The following is a 16,523-nucleotide window of genomic DNA, read 5'->3' as shown; positions in this document are numbered from 1 at the left end:
TAGGAGAAAATTACAATGGTAGAATTTGCACTTCCAGCTAATTCAAAAATTAACAAGAGCGGGAAAAAACACCCTGCTCCGGCTGGGGCAACAAAGACCAAAACTTTCCGCGTGTATCGCTGGGATCCTGATAGCGGGGAAACCCCACGGGAAGATGTCTACGAAGTGGACATGGACAACTGTGGCCCGATGGTCTTGGATGCCTTGATCAAGATTAAAAACGAGATCGATCCAAGCTTGACCTTCCGCCGTTCCTGTCGTGAAGGGGTTTGCGGGTCCTGTGCCATGAATATTGATGGTACGAATACATTGGCATGTACCAAATTCTGCAGCGATGTGGATGACGGCGATGAAGTTAAAATCTACCCATTGCCACATATGCCTGTGGTCAAGGATCTGGTTCCCGATCTCAATCAGGTTTATGCACAATACGCATCAATCGAACCGTGGTTGAAAACGACAACGGCTGCGCCTGAGAGAGAGCGTCTTCAGACGCCTGAAGACCGTAAAAAACTTGATGGTCTTTGGGAATGTATCCTTTGTTTTAGCTGTTCAACTTCCTGCCCAAGTTACTGGTGGAATGGCGATCGTTATCTTGGCCCGGCTGTTTTGCTCCAGGCCTATCGCTTTATTGCGGATTCACGGGATGAAGAAACAGGATCTCGTCTGGACAATTTGGAAGATCCATTCCGGCTCTTCCGGTGTCATACAATTATGAACTGCACAAAAACCTGTCCGAAGGGATTGAACCCGGCGAAGGCCATTGCAGAAATTAAGAAATTGATGGTTGAGCGAAAAGTTTAGTTGCTCTTAATCGTTTTGTGAACATGAAAAAGGCTGGCACTCGCCAGCCTTTTTTGCTGTAAAGTTCGCCGCATTTACTTCCTGTTAGTTTTCATTATTGATACTAGCGTAAATATGAAAATAAATGTTTTAGTTCTGGAATCGTCTCCGCAGATATTGGGTGATTGAGAAGTAAGAATTTTAGTGTGGGGTAGGGAGCCTGATCTTTAATGTTGGATTTGACGGCGGAAATTTTTCGTACAGCCGTTCTGATCACTCTTGTTGTTGTTGTTATTTGGCGTCGCCCAGATCAGGATCTTGCTTTTCGTGGTTGGAATTACATCACGACGGGCTTTATCCTTTTGGCTGTTGGCAGTCTATTCGATGTAACGGATAACTTTCCTCAGCTTAACAAGTTCCTGATTGTTGGTGACACAGCTTATCAAGCAATATTGGAAAAGATGATTGGCTACCTGGGTGGGACAATATTTCTATTTATTGGCATTCTTAGGGCGATTCCGGGTTTCCAAAAACTCAGTTACCAGATCAGGCGCGTGGAAAAGGCCGAAAGTGAAGTGGAGCGGCATAATCACTTCCTTCAAACCTTATTGGATGCCGTGCCTGCACAAATCTATTTCAAAGATCAAAACGGGAAATATTTGGGGTGCAATAAGCTCTTTCTTAAAAATATAGGGTTAGAGCTGGATGAAATTATTGGCAAAACGTCCCATGAATTATTCCCCAAGGAGTTAGCAGATACTTTTATCGCGGCAGATCAACAGGCTATTCATGCTGGTATGACCGATGAAGGAACAGCGGTTTTTACGCGCCCAGATGGTTCAGATATGCACATTTTGATGCATAAGGCGCGGTATAATAATACTGATGGAACTTTTGCTGGGCTCATTGGTGTAAGTGTCGATATATCCGAGCGTATTAAGGCTGAAGAAAACCTTAGGGTGAGTGAAGAGCGTTTGCGTAGGCTATCTGAGCTTTCAAATGAGGGAATTATTATTCATGCCGATGACGTAATGTCAGACTGCAACGATGCAGCGATGCGTATGTTTGGCTATGAATATGAAGAGATGATTCGTTTGCAGGTAGAGGATTTAATTGCCCCAGAATCTCTTGATGTTGTTCGTCACGCAATCAAGACGAAAAAAATTGGTGCATATGAAGCTGTCTGTATTCGTAAAGATCAATCACGATTTCAAGTTAGTATCATTGCAAAAAACAGCATCTTGGACGGTGAGAATAACAGAATTACATTTATTCGCGATATCTCTGCACAAAAAGAGGTAGAGGGCCGCCTACGTAAACTTTCAAAAGCGATCGAGCAAAACCCAGCTGTTATTCAAATTACTGACCCACAGGGGATCGTTGAGTATGTAAACCCTAAATTTACAGAAGTAACGGGCTATAGCCCCGGGGAAATTATAGGCAAAACCCCCAGTGTTCTGAAGTCGGGCCATACTACTGATGATCAGTATGCAGAACTTTGGAAGACAATTTCCAACGGCCATGTTTGGACCGGGGTGTTTAAAAACAAGCACAAAAATGGGGATTATTTTTGGGAACGGGCATCTATATCGAGTGTTGTGAATGATAAGGGTGAGATAACCAACTACGTTGCGACCAAAGAGGATATTACCAAGCAGCGTCAGGCCGAGGCACAGTTGATGCAAGCCAAGGAAAGTGCGGAGGTCGCAAACCGGGCAAAGTCAGAGTTTCTGGCAAATATGAGCCATGAATTGCGTACTCCTTTAAATGCTATTATTGGATTTTCAGAACTGATGGAACGCGAAGTTTTTGGGCCTTTGGGCTCAGAGCGATATCACGACTATTTATCTGATATTAGAAACAGTGGCGATCATTTGTTGAACCTGATCAATGATATTCTTGATCTGTCCAAAATAGAGGCAGGAGAGTTTTCGCTTAACGAAGAGGAAATTGATCTACGGAACCTGATTAATTCATCTGTTACGATCATTCGTCCTAGGTTGGATAGTGGCGAACTGGACCTTGAAATTGCATCTACTGCATCTCTTCCCAATATTTATGCTGATGAACGGGGAATGAAGCAGATTTTAATTAACTTGCTGTCCAATGCTGTTAAATTTACGCCTGCTGGCGGTAAGATCACAATTAATGGGGGCGTGGACGAAGACAATGTCTTTGTCCAGGTTACAGATACCGGAATTGGCATTCCGCAAGAGCGGCTCCAGGATGTGATGAGCCCCTTTATTCAGGTGGATGGTGCTATGACACGACAAGTTCAGGGCACGGGCCTTGGGCTTTCTATTTCTCAGAAACTGTGTTTGCTACACAATGGCAGTCTGCGTCTTTCAAGTGAAGAAGGCAAAGGCACAACGGCATCCATTATCCTGCCCGCAAGCAGAATTGTTCAATAATTCCTGTATTACTATGGTTGCTTGGCCTTGCTGCTTTTAGGGGCGTCCATGCCGTGGGCCAGTGCCCCACAAGGAAAGAAACGTACTGCGATCTTCAGGGGGCAGTGTCATTGCTATATCAAGCAGTTTGTCCACAGTTTGACGATGAACTTCGGATTGTTCGGCTACAAAAATATCAAAAGCTGCTTCAAACTCAGCACGTTCGGTCTTTCCCTTTAGATTGTTTTTTAGTTTCTTATGTGAAGCTCGCAAATCCTTAAATGATGATTTGATATCAGATTTGTGTTCACGCCATATCTCCTTAAAAAGATCACGTTGTTCCGATGATAGGCTACGCCATTGCTTTCTTTGTGCTTGGGATTTTTCGTGCATAGCGTTCAGACCATAAGTACGAGCGTGCCATATATGCGATCCGATCAGTCCCCCCATAAAAATATTCAAGGCCAAGGAAATAGAGAAAAGGATGGTAAGAACCTTTTTTGAAGGAACAGGCATTAGTCGATTTCTCCTTCTGGGAAGTTGTTTGAGAAGCTATCGCCAAGAGAAAATTCCAGATAGGCGCTTTCTATCTCGGTGACGTCTTGGTTGTAGAGAAAGGACGGTGATGACGTTCCAAGTAAAATGCCGAATAGGCCCGCAGTCGTCAGGGCTGATAAGGGGCGCCATATACTCTCAAAGGGCCATAGTTGACAGAGCAGATTTGTCTTTAAGTCCTGATGGTATTTTTTCTGCGGTGCCTGGGCTAAAATTTCGTGCATCAAGTGTGATGAGTTCGGTTCAGCTGGGGCTTTATCAAGAAAGTTATCTAGTTCAAGGGCTTGATCACGTAACATCCTGGCTTCAGGATACTGTTTGATCAGGTTAGAGGCCCATTCTCGCCGATCTTCGGGCCAACGGTGAGGGTGCGCACCGTAGCAATCAAAAAGAAAGGTGAGTTTAGTTTTGTCTTGGCTTGAGAGGGATGTGCTCGTCATTATGCTTCAGCTCCCAATAAATCTGTACGGCTGTCGGCCAAAATTTCTTTGAGGCCTCGTCGTCCCCGTGCAAGCAAGGATTCAAGCGCATCAACTGAGATATCCATAACGGTGGCAGCCTCTTTATTCGTCATATCCCTATGATGCACAAGTGTAATGGCTGTTCGTTGTCGTTCTGGTAAATGAGACATAGCTATTTCCACCTGTCGCGTTATGTCTTGTTGATGGAGTGTTTGATCCTGATTTTTTTGAGAGGCTGTTATGCCTTTACTTATTTCAAGCTGATCGCTTTCAGATAGTTTTTGTCGTTTTTTTCGACGGATTGTGTCAATGGCAAGATTATGAGTCACTCGGTAAAGCCATGTTGATATTTTGGCTTTGGGTTGCCATTGATGGCTTTGTTTCCATAACCTGACAAAAGCTTCCTGTGCGATGTCCTCTGCTTCTGATTTGTTTCCTGTCATTCGCATGGCCAAGCCAACAAGCGGATTAAGGTGTCGCTGCACAAGAAGACGGCATGCATTTGCGTCCCCCTGTGCAACGCGGGCCATTAACTTCGCATCCTCTATTGGGGTTTGAGGCATTGTCATAGATGACCCGTTTTACAATTTTGTCACGTTAGGATTGCTCAATTAACACATTACCCTTTGTGCCACTTGTTTCTTGGTACTTCATCTTTACTGATAATTCCGTCATTATTTCGATCAAGACGCTCTATCATTTTATTTATTCGACTGTTGAATTCTTCGGCAGTAATTGCACCGGAATTGTCTGTGTCCATTTTCCCAAATTTGCTTTTTGTTCTCTCTGCAATGTGCTTGGCTATGGCTTCTTGCATTTCTGGCAGGCTTATTGTGCCATCATTGTTAAGGTCAGTTTGGCTGAATCTAGCTGCCTGAGCATTTGCTATTTCCTGTTGCGTAATTTGCCCGTCGCCGTTTGTATCGGCTTCGCCAAAGTGGTGTTTCCATTTCCCACCACCCGCAGCAAAGGCCGCTCCGGCTGTCAAAAAGGCGATTGAACTTGCAACGATAAGTGTCTTTTTACTGATCATGATTTTTCTCCAGCAATGATCGTTTCATGTTCTTTCAACGCAGGGAGAAAACAAAACCGTCGTCAGTTTTAAATAAAAATTATTTCAGCTCTATTTTCCCATCTATTTTGTGATCCAGCTCTAATTCTGGTGCGTGCAACTGTACTGAGATCGCAAAGGAAGACGTGTCGGTTAGTTCGCCATTTTCTATGTGTTTGCGAACAGCAGCCTCTATTTCACGTTGTGAAGTAATGCCGACCTTTTTAAGAAACTTTCGAATGCTCATGTTCAAGATGTCTTCGTTCATTGCTTTGGCTCCTCTAATTCAATTGTTCTTGGGTTCATAAATAATTGGTACATAAATTTTAAGGTGTGGTTTCATTCGTTGTTCTGAGTGTTGAAATAATAATCATTTCAGGTTTTTATGATCCCGCATTGCGCTATTAAGCGCAAGACAGGAGGTTTTATGAACAAGGTAATGCTTGTCACAGGCGGAAGTAGGGGGATTGGGGCTGCTATATCAAAAATGGCGGCTGCCAACGGCTATTCTGTTGCTATCAATTATCACGCACATACTGATGCCGCGGATGATCTGGTTCGAGAAATAAAGGTTTTGGGCGGGGTTGCGCTGGCAATAAAAGCTGACATTTCTGACCCAACTCAAGTGAAAGTATTATTTGAGAGCGTTAAGTCAGAGCTGGGTGTGCCGTCAGTTTTAATTAATAACGCCGGGATTACGGGAAAGATCTGTCGATTTGATGAAGTTGATCCGGAAATCATGAGTAAGGTCATCGGTATTAACACGATGGGCGCACTTTATTGTTCGCAGAAAGCTATAAAGTTAATGTCAACAAGGTATGGGGGCAAAGGAGGCTCGATTATCTCTGTATCATCGATTGCAGCGCGACTTGGATCGCCAGGGGAATATGTCTGGTATGCTGCTTCGAAAGCTGCCGTTGATGCAATGACCATTGGTTTGGCAAAGGAAGTTGGTGGGGAAGGTATTAAAGTAAATGCTGTATCCCCGGGCATTATTGATACAGAGATTCATGCTTCTGGCGGAGAGCCTGGGCGTGTCGATCGAATTGCACCTGCTATTCCGATGAAGCGTGCGGGAACCGCCCAAGAAATTGCCAATGCTGTGCTTTGGCTTTGCTCTGATCAGGCGTCTTACTGTAATGGTACTATCTTTGATTGCTCTGGCGGGCGATAGCTTACGTCGTTTTGTTGATTTACATATAGGTTTAGGAATTTCTTTTCTATGGGTGAAGGACCACTCTTTCTTTATCGAGATATGCGTAATGCAGGCGAACTTCGCCCTGATCAGACACAGGAACTTGCGGCTGAAAAATTACAAAGCCTATATCATGCCTTGAAAAACTATCAGCCCTCTACCGGAATGGGGGGATGGAAAGAGCGACTGGGTCTAGGCCGTCGAAAAGTAACTCCACCGCAAGGATTATATCTGTTTGGGGGCGTTGGTACGGGAAAATCCACAATTATGGATATGTTTTTTTCTGTTGCCCCGACAGAGCCAAAACGACGTGTGCATTTTCATGCTTTTATGTTGGAAGTACAGGATCGGCTGCATAAATGGCGCGAGAAACATAAGGGCACTCGGGCTGATCCTTTGCCTGATGTTGCTGCGGAATTGGCTGAAGAGGCCTTGTTGCTTTGTTTTGATGAGTTCCATGTCGTGAACATCGCTGATGCCATGATCCTGGCCCGCTTGTTTGAAGCTTTGTTCGAACGGGGTGTTGTTGTGGTCGCGACATCGAACTGGCCGCCGGATCGTTTGTATGAAAATGGACTTCAACGCGAGAGCTTTTTGCCCTTCATTGACCTTTTGAAAGAACGGTTAGATGTGCTGCAACTTGATTCGGGAATTGATTATCGGCTGGAACGGATGAAAAATCTGCCAGTATATTATAGCCCCCTTGGAAACGAAGCGAGCCAAGCTCTGGAGGAAGCCTTTTCCCAGTTAACCGAAGGTGCACAAGCTGAGGAAGAGGTTCTTCATATCAAAGGGCGTAAAGTCAAAATGACAAAGACGGCGCGAAAGGTCGCTTTTGCGACCTTTGATGAACTTTGCTCAACGGCTCTTGGTCCTGGGGACTATTTAACAATTGCCAAGAGGTATCACACGCTGATTTTATCGGATATTCCTGTGATGGGCGCACAGAATAGGGATAAGGCACGTCGTTTTATGTCTTTGATAGATGCGCTATATGAGCATCGATGTAATTTGGTTGCAGCAGCGGCGGCCGAGCCTGAAGAACTTTATCCTAGTGGCGATGGCGCTTTTGAATTTGAACGTACTGTTAGCAGGCTTCAGGAAATGAGATCCCAAGAATATATTCTTCAGCCACATATAGATGCGTAGAATAATTTACAATGCTCGACGTGATGGATTTAATTGCATGAAAACCTTCCTTTAAAACAAAAAAAGTCTTAAAATGAACTCGTATGAGTGTGATCTCGTATAAAGTGTGAACTTGCTATCTATATGGTGCTGACTTGAGTCAATGACACGTTAAACGCAAGTGACATAATCCCAATAGTACTATCGAAATCAGTAGAACTATCAGAAGGGAGTCTGTGCAAATGCCTGATCTGAATATGGTGAAAGCCAATCTGAAAACCCGTATGGAAGAGCTGGGTGTCCGGGTGGATCAAATTGAACATGATCTGCGTGAGCCTCATAGCCAGGACTGGGGTGAAAATGCGACCGAAAGCGAAGGCGACCAGGTTCTTGAGGGGCTAGAGGAAGCGGGTTTGGAAGAGATAAACCAAATTCGAGCAGCTTTGACGCGTATAAAAAATAATACCTATGGTGTTTGCTCTGATTGCGGTGAAGCTATTCCAGAGGCACGACTGGTGGCTTTGCCCTATGCGACACTTTGTGTGAAATGTGCAGAATAACTCAGCGAGATTATTTGGGGCTGATCAAGGCAAGGTCTTACACCTTTTGAGACGAGATCACAGAAGTTTTAAAAAGAGGAGTCTGTGTGCAATGCAACAAAGTTCCTTGCTCAAAAAGGGGATACGCGCTAGGACTCCCTCTGTATTTTGCAGGTTCTTCAATCTGTAACGCATTTGATCGAGGGCCCGATCGGGCCGAAGAAATCCTGATAAGGACAGAAATCATGGCACGTAAAAAGATCGCGCTTGTTGGTGCTGGTAATATTGGCGGTACCCTTGCTTTGTTGGCTGGAATGAAAGATTTGGGCGATGTCGTTCTTTTCGACATTGCCGAAGGTATTCCTCAGGGTAAGGCGCTGGATCTTGCTCAACTTTCTCCGGTAGAAGGTTTTGATGCTGATCTTAAAGGGGCAAACGACTACGCAGATATTGCTGGCTCTGATGTTGTCATTGTAACGGCCGGTGTTGCGCGTAAGCCGGGCATGAGCCGTGATGATCTTCTGGGTATTAACATCAAGGTTATGCAGTCTGTAGGCGCAGGTATTAAACAGCATTGCCCTAATGCTTTTGTGATCTGTATTACCAACCCGCTGGATGCGATGGTTTGGGTTCTTCAGCAGGCATCAGGTCTTCCGGCGAATAAGGTTGTTGGAATGGCCGGGGTTTTGGACTCTGCCCGCTTCCGTCACTTCCTTGCTGATGAAATGAATGTATCCGTTGAAGATGTGACTGCATTCGTTCTGGGTGGTCACGGTGACACGATGGTACCAATGGTTCGTCATTCGACAGTTGCCGGTATTTCGCTGCCAGAACTCATTAAAATGGGCTGGATGAGTCAGGAAAAACTGGATTCTATTGTTGAGCGCACAAAAAATGGTGGTGCCGAGATCGTTGGTTTGCTGAAAACCGGGTCTGCTTTTTATGCGCCAGCCGCTTCTGCGATTCTGATGGCTGAAAGCTATCTGAAAGACAAGCGCCGTGTCTTGCCATGTGCCGCGTATCTTGAAGGCCAGTACGGTGTTGATGGAATGTATGTTGGTGTGCCTGCAATTCTGGGTGCAAACGGCGTTGAAAAGGTTGTTGAAATTGACCTGGATGCTACAGAATCTACGCTTCTCGCCAATTCTGTAGAGGCTGTGAAGGGCCTTGTCGAAGCGTGTAAGGAAATTCAATCAAAGGGTTAATTGATTACTGTGCGTTGCACAATTAGATCCTCTTGTGATTGAGAATATAAAGGGGCGTTGTTGACCAGAGGTCGCAACGCCCTTTGTTTTTCCGACAATCCGCGGCGTTTTATGCCAATTTTCCGACAAAAATTGTTGCGGTGCGGTTGCGCTCTGGGTCCGGGGTGTTAATCTATCGCTAAGTATCTGGCGTTATGCTCTTAACAAATTAGGTGCATATTACGGGTACGAGGGTTTTCGGACTCGTTAACCATATTTAAAAAATAAAACCAATTGAGGCTTTGTGGCGTCCCATGAACATTCATGAATATCAAGCTAAAGAGCTGCTGAGAAAATACGGTGTAGCTGTTCCCCGTGGATCAGTTGCTTTTACACCGGAAGAGGCAGAAAATGCAGCCCGCGAACTGGGCGGCCCAATCTGGGTTGTAAAATCCCAAATCCACGCAGGTGGACGTGGAGCAGGCCGTTTCACCGATGACCCTGATGGCGACGGTGGAGTTCGTCTCTGCAAGACGCTTGATGATGTGAAAGAAAACGCGCGCAAGATGCTGGGTCATACCCTCGTGACCAAGCAGACGGGCGCTGTCGGTAAAGAAGTGAAACGCCTTTACATCGAAGAAGGCTGTGACATTAAACGTGAACTCTATCTCGGTATGCTGATTGACCGCGCGACCAGCCGCGTGACAATTATGGCGTCGACCGAAGGTGGAATGGAAATTGAGGAAGTGGCAGAGGCCACCCCTGAAAAAATTCTCAAAGTTGCTATTGATCCTGTGGAAGGTTTTATGCCTTATCACGGACGTAAACTTGCCTTTGGTCTTGGCCTTGAGGGCAAGCAGGTTAGCTCTGCTGTGAAATTCATGGCAACGATGTACAAAGCTTTTATGGATCTTGATGCCAGTATCGTTGAGATCAATCCGCTGGTTGTAACTGGCGAGGGCGATATCATTGCACTCGACGCTAAAATGAACTTCGACGACAACGCACTTTTCCGTCACAAAGATGTTGCCGGTATGCGTGATGAAGACGAAGAAGACGCAAAAGAACTTGAAGCCGCTCGCCACGAACTGAACTACATTTCACTGGACGGTGAAATTGGGTGTATGGTCAACGGCGCTGGTCTGGCCATGGCGACGATGGATATCATCAAACTTTATGGCAGCGAGCCAGCCAACTTCTTGGACGTTGGTGGTGGCGCAACGAAAGAGCGCGTGACTGTTGCTTTCAAGATCATTCTTTCTGATCCTAACGTTAAGGGCATTCTGGTAAATATCTTTGGTGGCATCATGCGGTGTGATGTGATTGCCGAAGGTGTTGTGGCCGCTGCGCGTGAAGTATCCCTCAGTGTTCCATTGGTGGTACGCCTCGAAGGTACAAACGTTGAACTTGGTAAGAAAATTATGGCGGAATCCGGTCTCCCGATTATTTCTGGTGATGACCTGGCTGATGCTGCTGAAAAAGTGGTCAAAGCCGTGAAGGAGGCCGCGTAAAATGTCGGTACTTGTTAATAAGAATACTCGTGTTATCTGTCAGGGCTTTACTGGTGCGCAAGGTACCTTCCACTCTGAACAGGCAATTGCTTACGGCACCAACATGGTCGGTGGTGTAACGCCGGGCAAAGGTGGTACAAGCCATCTGGATCTTCCTGTTTTCAACACTGTTGCAGAAGCTGTTGATACAACAGAAGCAAACGCATCTGTGATTTATGTGCCGCCTCCCTTTGCTGGCGATGCCATTCTTGAAGCAGTTGATGCGGGCGTTGAGTTGATCGTTTGTATTACAGAGGGAATTCCGGTTCTTGATATGGTGCGTGTAAAGCGCGCCCTTGCCGGGTCAAAATCCCGTTTGATTGGTCCAAACTGCCCGGGCATTATCACGCCGGACGAATGTAAGATCGGTATTATGCCAGGGCATATTCACCAGCGTGGTAAAATCGGTATCGTATCCCGTTCCGGTACATTGACCTATGAAGCTGTGGCACAGACAACGGCTGCAAACCTGGGTCAGTCTACATGTATCGGTATTGGTGGTGACCCGGTCAACGGAACAAACTTTATCGATTGCCTGGAACTGTTCCTGGAAGATGATGAAACCCAAGGCATTATCATGATCGGTGAGATCGGTGGTAGTGCCGAGGAAGAAGCCGCAGAATTTTTTGCTGCGTCTAAAGTGAAAAAGCCTATTGCTGGCTTTATCGCGGGTGTTACAGCGCCTCCGGGACGTCGTATGGGCCATGCCGGTGCGATTATTGCCGGTGGTAAAGGTGGTGCGGATGACAAGATCGAAGCCATGAAATCAGCTGGTTTCCTTGTCGCGGATTCTCCTGCTAGCCTCGGCAGCACAATGCTGAAAGCTATGCAAGGATAACAACCTAATTTGGAGGGAGCCGGACTGGTACCCTCCAGTTCGGCTACAGGTTATAGATGGCGAACACTACTGTTGGGCATGAGGCCCGCTATTTTGGCCCGAAAGCAGGCGAACTGGCTGATCTCTATGCTCAGTTTATAAACCACCCTGATTCTGTTGATGCGGGGTGGCAATCCTTCTTCTCTAATCTGGAAGAAGATGCCAAAGATTTGCTTGCAGGGATTCACGGTGTTAGCACCGTCCCTGCAGCTCAGGCACAAGCCAGTGGCGTGCCGTTGAGCGATGAAGAAAACCGTCGTGCAATTCTTGATTCAATTCGTGCTTTGATGTTGATACGTGCCTACCGGGTCCGTGGTCATCTCGAAGCGAATCTCGACCCACTTGGGTTGAAGCCGATAAATCCCCACCCTGAACTTGATCCAAAGGCCTATGGCTTTAGTGATGATGATATGGATCATCCGATCTTTATCAACGGGGTTCTTGGGTTGGAAACGGCGACATTGCGTCAAATCGTAGAACGTGTTCGCAAGACCTACTGTGGTAAAGTTGGCGTCGAGTTCATGCATATTCAGGAACCAGAGCAAAAAGCCTGGATTCAGGAACGCATTGAGGGCATCAACAATCGAACAGATTTTACGGCAAAGGGGAAACAGGCCATTCTGGAGCGCCTTTCCGCCGCCGAGATTTTTGAACAGTTCCTTGGTAAGAAATACACTGGTACAAAACGTTTTGGCCTTGATGGGGCTGAAACAATGGTCCCTGCACTGGAACAAATCCTCAAAAGAGGGTCAGCTCTTGGCTTGGAAGAAGTTGTTTTGGGGGTCGCGCATCGCGGACGCCTAAACATTCTTGCCAATCTGATGGGAAAACCTTTCCGAGCGATTTTCAGCGAATTTAAAGGCGGCGCAGCCAACCCGGAAGATGTTGGTGGCTCTGGCGATGTTAAGTATCACTTGGGAACGTCATCTGATCGTGAGTTCGATGGAAACTCTGTTCACCTTTCCCTGACGGCCAACCCCTCGCATCTAGAGGCTGTTGACCCGGTTGTTGTCGGTAAGGTCCGCGCGAAACAAGATCAGAAAAATGATACGGATCGTAGCAAAATCATGGGTATTCTACTTCATGGTGATGCGGCGTTTGCCGGGCAGGGACTTGTTCCTGAGACGTTGGATCTATCCGAGCTTGATGGGTACACAACGGGTGGAACCATCCACTTTATTGTAAACAATCAGATCGGCTTTACGACTGACCCCGTACACTCGCGTTCCGGTCCTTACTGTACTGATGTGGCCAAGATCATTCAGGCGCCGATTATTCACGTAAATGGCGATGACCCGGAAGCTGTGGTGCATGTTGCACGTATTGCCATTGAATACCGCCAGACCTTTAAGTCTGATGTTGTGATTGACATGTTCTGTTATCGTCGCTTTGGTCATAACGAAGGTGATGAGCCGACGTTTACCCAGCCACAGATGTATAAAAAGATCGCGCAACAGCGTTCTGTGCGTGAACTCTATGCTGAACAGCTCTCTGCTGAAGGCACGGTGACCAAAAGCGAGATCGATGCCATCAGCAAAGCCTGGTGGGACAAGCTGGAAGAAGAATTCCAGATTGCGGAAGGGTATAAGCCAAACAAGGCTGATTGGCTGGAAGGTAAGTGGTCTCATATCGGGGCCGTACGCGGGTACGATGCCCGTCGTGGTGATACAGGTGTTGAACTGGACCTTCTTAAAGAAGTGGGAAACACCCTATGCAAGATCCCCGATGGATTTAACATTCACCGGAAGCTAACGCGTCAGCTCAAAGCCAAACAGGCTATGATTGACAGTGGTGAAGGACTGGATTGGGCGACGGCAGAGGCCCTTGCTTATGGTACTTTACTTGTCGAAGGGCACCCGGTTCGCCTGTCTGGGCAGGATTGTAATCGTGGAACCTTCTCGCAACGTCATGCGGCCTGGATTGATCAGCAAGATCAATCTGAATACAAACCTTTGAATAATATTCGCCCAAGCCAGGCTAATGCCGAGATTATTAACAGTCCACTCAGTGAGTTGGCAGTTCTTGGTTTCGAGTATGGATATTCACTTGCAGAACCAGATGCTTTGGTTCTGTGGGAAGCGCAGTTCGGGGATTTTGTGAACGGTGCGCAGATCATTATTGATCAGTTCATCGTCTCTGGTGAATCCAAGTGGCTGAGAATGTCAGGTTTGGTAATGCTCTTGCCACATGGATATGAAGGACAGGGACCGGAACATTCATCTGGTCGTGTAGAACGCTTCCTTCAGTCTTGTGCAGAAGATAATATCCAGGTCGTGAACTGTACAACGCCTGCGAACTATTTCCATGTTCTCAGACGTCAGATCCATCGTGGTTTCCGTAAACCTTTGATCATTATGACGCCGAAATCGCTTCTGCGTCATAAACGCTGCGTTTCCAATCTGGAAGACATGCTGCCGGATACATCGTTCCATCGCGTTTTACCGTGTAGCGAAAAGGTGAACCCGCCGAGTAAAATCAAGCAGGTCATTCTTTGTACAGGCAAGGTTTATTACGATCTTCTTGATGAGCGTGAAAAACGCGGCATTAACAATGTCCATCTAATCCGTCTTGAGCAACTCTATCCGTTCCCGGCAGAAGCATTGTCTCAGGCACTTAAGGGCTATGAGCATTGTGATCTGGTCTGGTGCCAGGAAGAGCATCGCAATATGGGTGCCTGGACGTTCGTCTCAACTTTCATTGAGGAAGTTGCAGAGGAAATGGGCTTTGAAAATTACCGTCCTCGTTATGCTGGTCGCAAGACTGCGGCATCGCCTGCGACAGGATCTGCCCGCAAGCATCAGGAGCAATTGGAAGCTTTGCTGGATGACGCTTTTACTTTGGGTAAAAAAGCCATGAGCCGTATCCAGACTCGCAAAGCCGAAGAGCTTGAAGCCAGGGATGCTGCGGCGACAAAAGTTGAAAAATTACGCCCGGTTGCGAAAGCCGGTGAATAAATAGAGAGGGTGGCCTGTCCCGGGTCACCCTTTTTCTTAACGGATGTTCTGGTACAGATGTCAGTACATTCAATTACACATAGATAATAAACATAATAGAGACAAAAAATGGCCACCGAAATAGTCGTTCCGGCACTAGGGGAATCTGTAACAGAGGCAACAGTTGCAAAATGGTTGAAACAGCCAGGCGAAGCCGTTGCTATGGATGAAGCTATTGTGGAGCTTGAGACAGACAAGGTCACATTGGAAGTAAACGCGTCAGTTGCTGGTGTGCTCGAAGGTATTGTTGCCAATGAAGGCGATGATGTCGAAGTGGGTGCTGTGCTTGGATCAATTGCCGAAGGGGCTTCTGCCGCCGCGTCAGCTGCGTCATCAGAAGAGGCTCCACCGAAAGAAGAACCTTCATCTGGCGCAGCAAAAACAGAAGAACCCGCCAGCGTTGAGGCAACGGGTGATCCTGTTGAAATTCCTGTACCTGTTTTGGGTGAATCTGTAACAGAAGCCACGGTCGCTCAGTGGATGAAGTCTGTTGGGGATGCTGTTGCACAAGATGAAGCAATTTGTGAACTTGAGACAGACAAAGTGACGCTAGAGGTAAATGCCCCGGTTGCTGGCGTGTTGACGTCAATTGCTGCTGAAGCGGATTCTGACGTTGGTGTCGGTGCTATTCTGGGTGTTATTACACCTGGATCCGGCGGGGCAACGGCAACTTCTAAACCTGCTGCATCAGGTGCGTCTTCTGCGTCGCAACAAACGCCTCAGGCCGCTGCTGCACCCGCAGGGGATAGTCTTGATCCGTCAAAGATTTCCGGTAGTGGTGCCGGTGGAAAAGTAACCACAGCTGATTTAGTTGCTTTTCTAGAGGGGAATACGTCACCAGCTGCGATGACATTGCCCCCAGCCGTTGCCAAGTTGATTGCTGAAAATAATCTCAACCCGCATCAGGTCAAGGGAACAGGTAAAGATGGGGCCTTAACAAAGGGCGATGTTCTTGAGCATTTGAAAAACCCACCTTCAGCACCTGCACCGATCTCTAAGGAAGCAAAAGCTCCGCCAGCTGCGGCAAGTACGCCGGTGGCAGCTGCTCCAGAGCGGGAAACACGCGAGAAAATGTCAAAGATGAGAAAGACGATTTCTCGTCGTTTGAAGGAGGCTCAGAATACCGCGGCCATGCTGACGACATTCAATGAAATTGATATGTCTGCGGTAATGGATGCACGCAAACAGTACAAAGATGCTTTCGAGAAAAAACATGGCGTTCGCCTTGGTTTCAATAGCTTCTTCGCCAAAGCGGTTGTTCAGGCCCTACAGGATGTTCCCTCTGTAAACGCGCGTATTGACGGCGATGATATTGTTTACAATAACTTTTTTGATATCGGTATGGCTGTTTCTACACCATCGGGTTTGATGGTGCCTGTTATTCGGGATTGCGATAAAAAGAGCTTTGCCGAGATTGAAGGCAGCCTTGGCGATCTTGCGAAAAAAGGCCGTGATGGTAAGCTTGGCATGGATGAGATGACGGGTGGAAGCTTCACCATTACCAATGGTGGTGTTTTTGGTTCATTGCTTTCAACGCCAATTCTGAATATGCCACAGGCTGCAATCCTAGGGCTTCATAAAATTGAAGAACGCCCGATTGCTGTAAACGGACAGGTTGTTGTGCGTCCAATGATGTATACGGCTCTCAGCTATGATCACCGTTTGATCGATGGTCGAGAAGCGGTGACGTTCCTTGTTCGGATCAAGGAATGCATGGAAGATCCTCAACGACTTCTCCTGAGCATGTAAGCTTATCCCAAAAAAAGAAAAGGGCATCTTCGGGTGGCCTTATACATTGAGAGGCAGAAAGATTTGCT

Annotated in this window: 15 protein-coding genes; 10 read left to right on the top strand and 5 right to left on the bottom strand. The window is 46.8% G+C overall.

Annotated features, from left to right (window positions below):
- The first annotated feature begins 15 nt into the window (after window positions 1-15).
- Both WH95_RS09795 and WH95_RS20550 read left to right on the top strand, forming a co-directional pair.
- Window positions 16-804, top strand: coding sequence for a succinate dehydrogenase iron-sulfur subunit (locus WH95_RS09795; RefSeq protein WP_046506303.1), 789 nt, complete (start codon window positions 16-18; stop codon window positions 802-804).
- A 209-nt stretch (window positions 805-1,013) separates the two neighbouring features.
- Window positions 1,014-3,194 carry a PAS domain-containing protein gene (locus WH95_RS20550; RefSeq protein WP_052741918.1) on the top strand — a complete coding sequence of 727 codons (2,181 nt, stop codon included), beginning with the start codon at window positions 1,014-1,016 and terminating at the stop codon, window positions 3,192-3,194.
- A 36-nt stretch (window positions 3,195-3,230) separates the two neighbouring features.
- Here the strand turns inward: WH95_RS20550 and WH95_RS09785 are convergent, their stop codons facing one another.
- From WH95_RS09785 to WH95_RS09765, 5 genes are all read right to left on the bottom strand, one after another.
- Window positions 3,231-3,689, bottom strand: coding sequence for a periplasmic heavy metal sensor (locus tag WH95_RS09785; RefSeq protein WP_046506300.1), 459 nt, complete (start codon window positions 3,687-3,689; stop codon window positions 3,231-3,233).
- Window positions 3,689-4,168, bottom strand: coding sequence for a hypothetical protein (locus tag WH95_RS09780; protein ID WP_046506297.1), 480 nt, complete (start codon window positions 4,166-4,168; stop codon window positions 3,689-3,691). Before WH95_RS09780 ends, WH95_RS09785 begins: the two co-directional genes overlap by 1 nt.
- Window positions 4,168-4,758, bottom strand: coding sequence for an RNA polymerase sigma factor (locus tag WH95_RS09775; RefSeq protein WP_046506294.1), 591 nt, complete (start codon window positions 4,756-4,758; stop codon window positions 4,168-4,170). The genes WH95_RS09780 and WH95_RS09775 overlap by 1 nt, the downstream gene beginning before the upstream one ends.
- Before the next feature lie 50 nt (window positions 4,759-4,808).
- A complete protein-coding gene (locus WH95_RS09770) occupies window positions 4,809-5,222 on the bottom strand; it encodes an EF-hand domain-containing protein (protein ID WP_052741916.1) in 414 nt (137 codons plus the stop codon).
- 79 nt (window positions 5,223-5,301) lie between these two features.
- Window positions 5,302-5,508: a DUF6494 family protein gene (locus WH95_RS09765; RefSeq protein WP_046506290.1), complete on the bottom strand. Its 207-nt coding sequence runs from the start codon at window positions 5,506-5,508 to the stop codon at window positions 5,302-5,304.
- Between the two features lie 159 nt (window positions 5,509-5,667).
- Between WH95_RS09765 and WH95_RS09760 the strand changes: the two genes are divergently transcribed.
- The 8 genes from WH95_RS09760 (at window position 5,668) to odhB (ending at window position 16,455) form a co-directional block, all read left to right on the top strand.
- A complete protein-coding gene (locus WH95_RS09760) occupies window positions 5,668-6,414 on the top strand; it encodes an SDR family oxidoreductase (RefSeq protein ID WP_046506287.1) in 747 nt (248 codons plus the stop codon).
- A gap of 48 nt (window positions 6,415-6,462) precedes the next feature.
- Window positions 6,463-7,584, top strand: coding sequence for a cell division protein ZapE (gene zapE / locus WH95_RS09755; protein ID WP_046506284.1), 1,122 nt, complete (start codon window positions 6,463-6,465; stop codon window positions 7,582-7,584).
- Between the two features lie 221 nt (window positions 7,585-7,805).
- On the top strand, window positions 7,806-8,123 hold the full coding sequence (locus tag WH95_RS09750; protein ID WP_046506281.1) for a TraR/DksA family transcriptional regulator: 318 nt from the start codon (window positions 7,806-7,808) through the stop codon (window positions 8,121-8,123).
- Window positions 8,124-8,347: 224 nt separating this feature from the next.
- Window positions 8,348-9,307 carry a malate dehydrogenase gene (mdh, locus tag WH95_RS09745; protein ID WP_046506280.1) on the top strand — a complete coding sequence of 320 codons (960 nt, stop codon included), beginning with the start codon at window positions 8,348-8,350 and terminating at the stop codon, window positions 9,305-9,307.
- A 293-nt stretch (window positions 9,308-9,600) separates the two neighbouring features.
- The gene (gene sucC, locus WH95_RS09740; protein WP_046506277.1) at window positions 9,601-10,797 is read left to right on the top strand and encodes an ADP-forming succinate--CoA ligase subunit beta; all 1,197 of its coding nucleotides are present in this window, start codon (window positions 9,601-9,603) and stop codon (window positions 10,795-10,797) included.
- Between the two features lies 1 nt (window position 10,798).
- Entirely contained in the window at window positions 10,799-11,674 is an 876-nt protein-coding gene (gene sucD, locus WH95_RS09735; RefSeq protein ID WP_046506274.1) for a succinate--CoA ligase subunit alpha, read from the top strand.
- A gap of 56 nt (window positions 11,675-11,730) precedes the next feature.
- Window positions 11,731-14,667: a 2-oxoglutarate dehydrogenase E1 component gene (locus tag WH95_RS09730; protein ID WP_046506270.1), complete on the top strand. Its 2,937-nt coding sequence runs from the start codon at window positions 11,731-11,733 to the stop codon at window positions 14,665-14,667.
- A gap of 108 nt (window positions 14,668-14,775) precedes the next feature.
- Entirely contained in the window at window positions 14,776-16,455 is a 1,680-nt protein-coding gene (gene odhB / locus WH95_RS09725) for a 2-oxoglutarate dehydrogenase complex dihydrolipoyllysine-residue succinyltransferase (protein ID WP_046506267.1), read from the top strand.
- Window positions 16,456-16,523: the final 68 nt, after the last annotated feature.

Origin of the sequence: Kiloniella litopenaei, from assembly GCF_000982415.1 — a bacterium.
GTDB lineage: Bacteria > Pseudomonadota > Alphaproteobacteria > Kiloniellales > Kiloniellaceae > Kiloniella > Kiloniella litopenaei.
This window is presented reverse-complemented; position numbering and strand designations above follow the sequence as displayed.

What these genes read in the sequence shown, in the direction of transcription:
- sucD (WP_046506274.1), top strand. Translation starts at nt 10,799, where the DNA reads ATGTCGGTACTTGTTAATAAGAATACTCGTGTTATCTGTCAGGGCTTT.
- WH95_RS09775 (WP_046506294.1), bottom strand. Translation starts at nt 4,758, where the DNA reads ATGACAATGCCTCAAACCCCAATAGAGGATGCGAAGTTAATGGCCCGC.
- odhB (WP_046506267.1), top strand. Translation starts at nt 14,776, where the DNA reads ATGGCCACCGAAATAGTCGTTCCGGCACTAGGGGAATCTGTAACAGAG.
- zapE (WP_046506284.1), top strand. Translation starts at nt 6,463, where the DNA reads ATGGGTGAAGGACCACTCTTTCTTTATCGAGATATGCGTAATGCAGGC.
- WH95_RS09785 (WP_046506300.1), bottom strand. Translation starts at nt 3,689, where the DNA reads ATGCCTGTTCCTTCAAAAAAGGTTCTTACCATCCTTTTCTCTATTTCC.
- WH95_RS09780 (WP_046506297.1), bottom strand. Translation starts at nt 4,168, where the DNA reads ATGACGAGCACATCCCTCTCAAGCCAAGACAAAACTAAACTCACCTTT.
- WH95_RS09730 (WP_046506270.1), top strand. Translation starts at nt 11,731, where the DNA reads ATGGCGAACACTACTGTTGGGCATGAGGCCCGCTATTTTGGCCCGAAA.
- sucC (WP_046506277.1), top strand. Translation starts at nt 9,601, where the DNA reads ATGAACATTCATGAATATCAAGCTAAAGAGCTGCTGAGAAAATACGGT.
- mdh (WP_046506280.1), top strand. Translation starts at nt 8,348, where the DNA reads ATGGCACGTAAAAAGATCGCGCTTGTTGGTGCTGGTAATATTGGCGGT.
- WH95_RS09795 (WP_046506303.1), top strand. Translation starts at nt 16, where the DNA reads ATGGTAGAATTTGCACTTCCAGCTAATTCAAAAATTAACAAGAGCGGG.
- WH95_RS09770 (WP_052741916.1), bottom strand. Translation starts at nt 5,222, where the DNA reads ATGATCAGTAAAAAGACACTTATCGTTGCAAGTTCAATCGCCTTTTTG.
- WH95_RS09750 (WP_046506281.1), top strand. Translation starts at nt 7,806, where the DNA reads ATGCCTGATCTGAATATGGTGAAAGCCAATCTGAAAACCCGTATGGAA.
- WH95_RS09760 (WP_046506287.1), top strand. Translation starts at nt 5,668, where the DNA reads ATGAACAAGGTAATGCTTGTCACAGGCGGAAGTAGGGGGATTGGGGCT.
- WH95_RS09765 (WP_046506290.1), bottom strand. Translation starts at nt 5,508, where the DNA reads ATGAACGAAGACATCTTGAACATGAGCATTCGAAAGTTTCTTAAAAAG.
- WH95_RS20550 (WP_052741918.1), top strand. Translation starts at nt 1,014, where the DNA reads ATGTTGGATTTGACGGCGGAAATTTTTCGTACAGCCGTTCTGATCACT.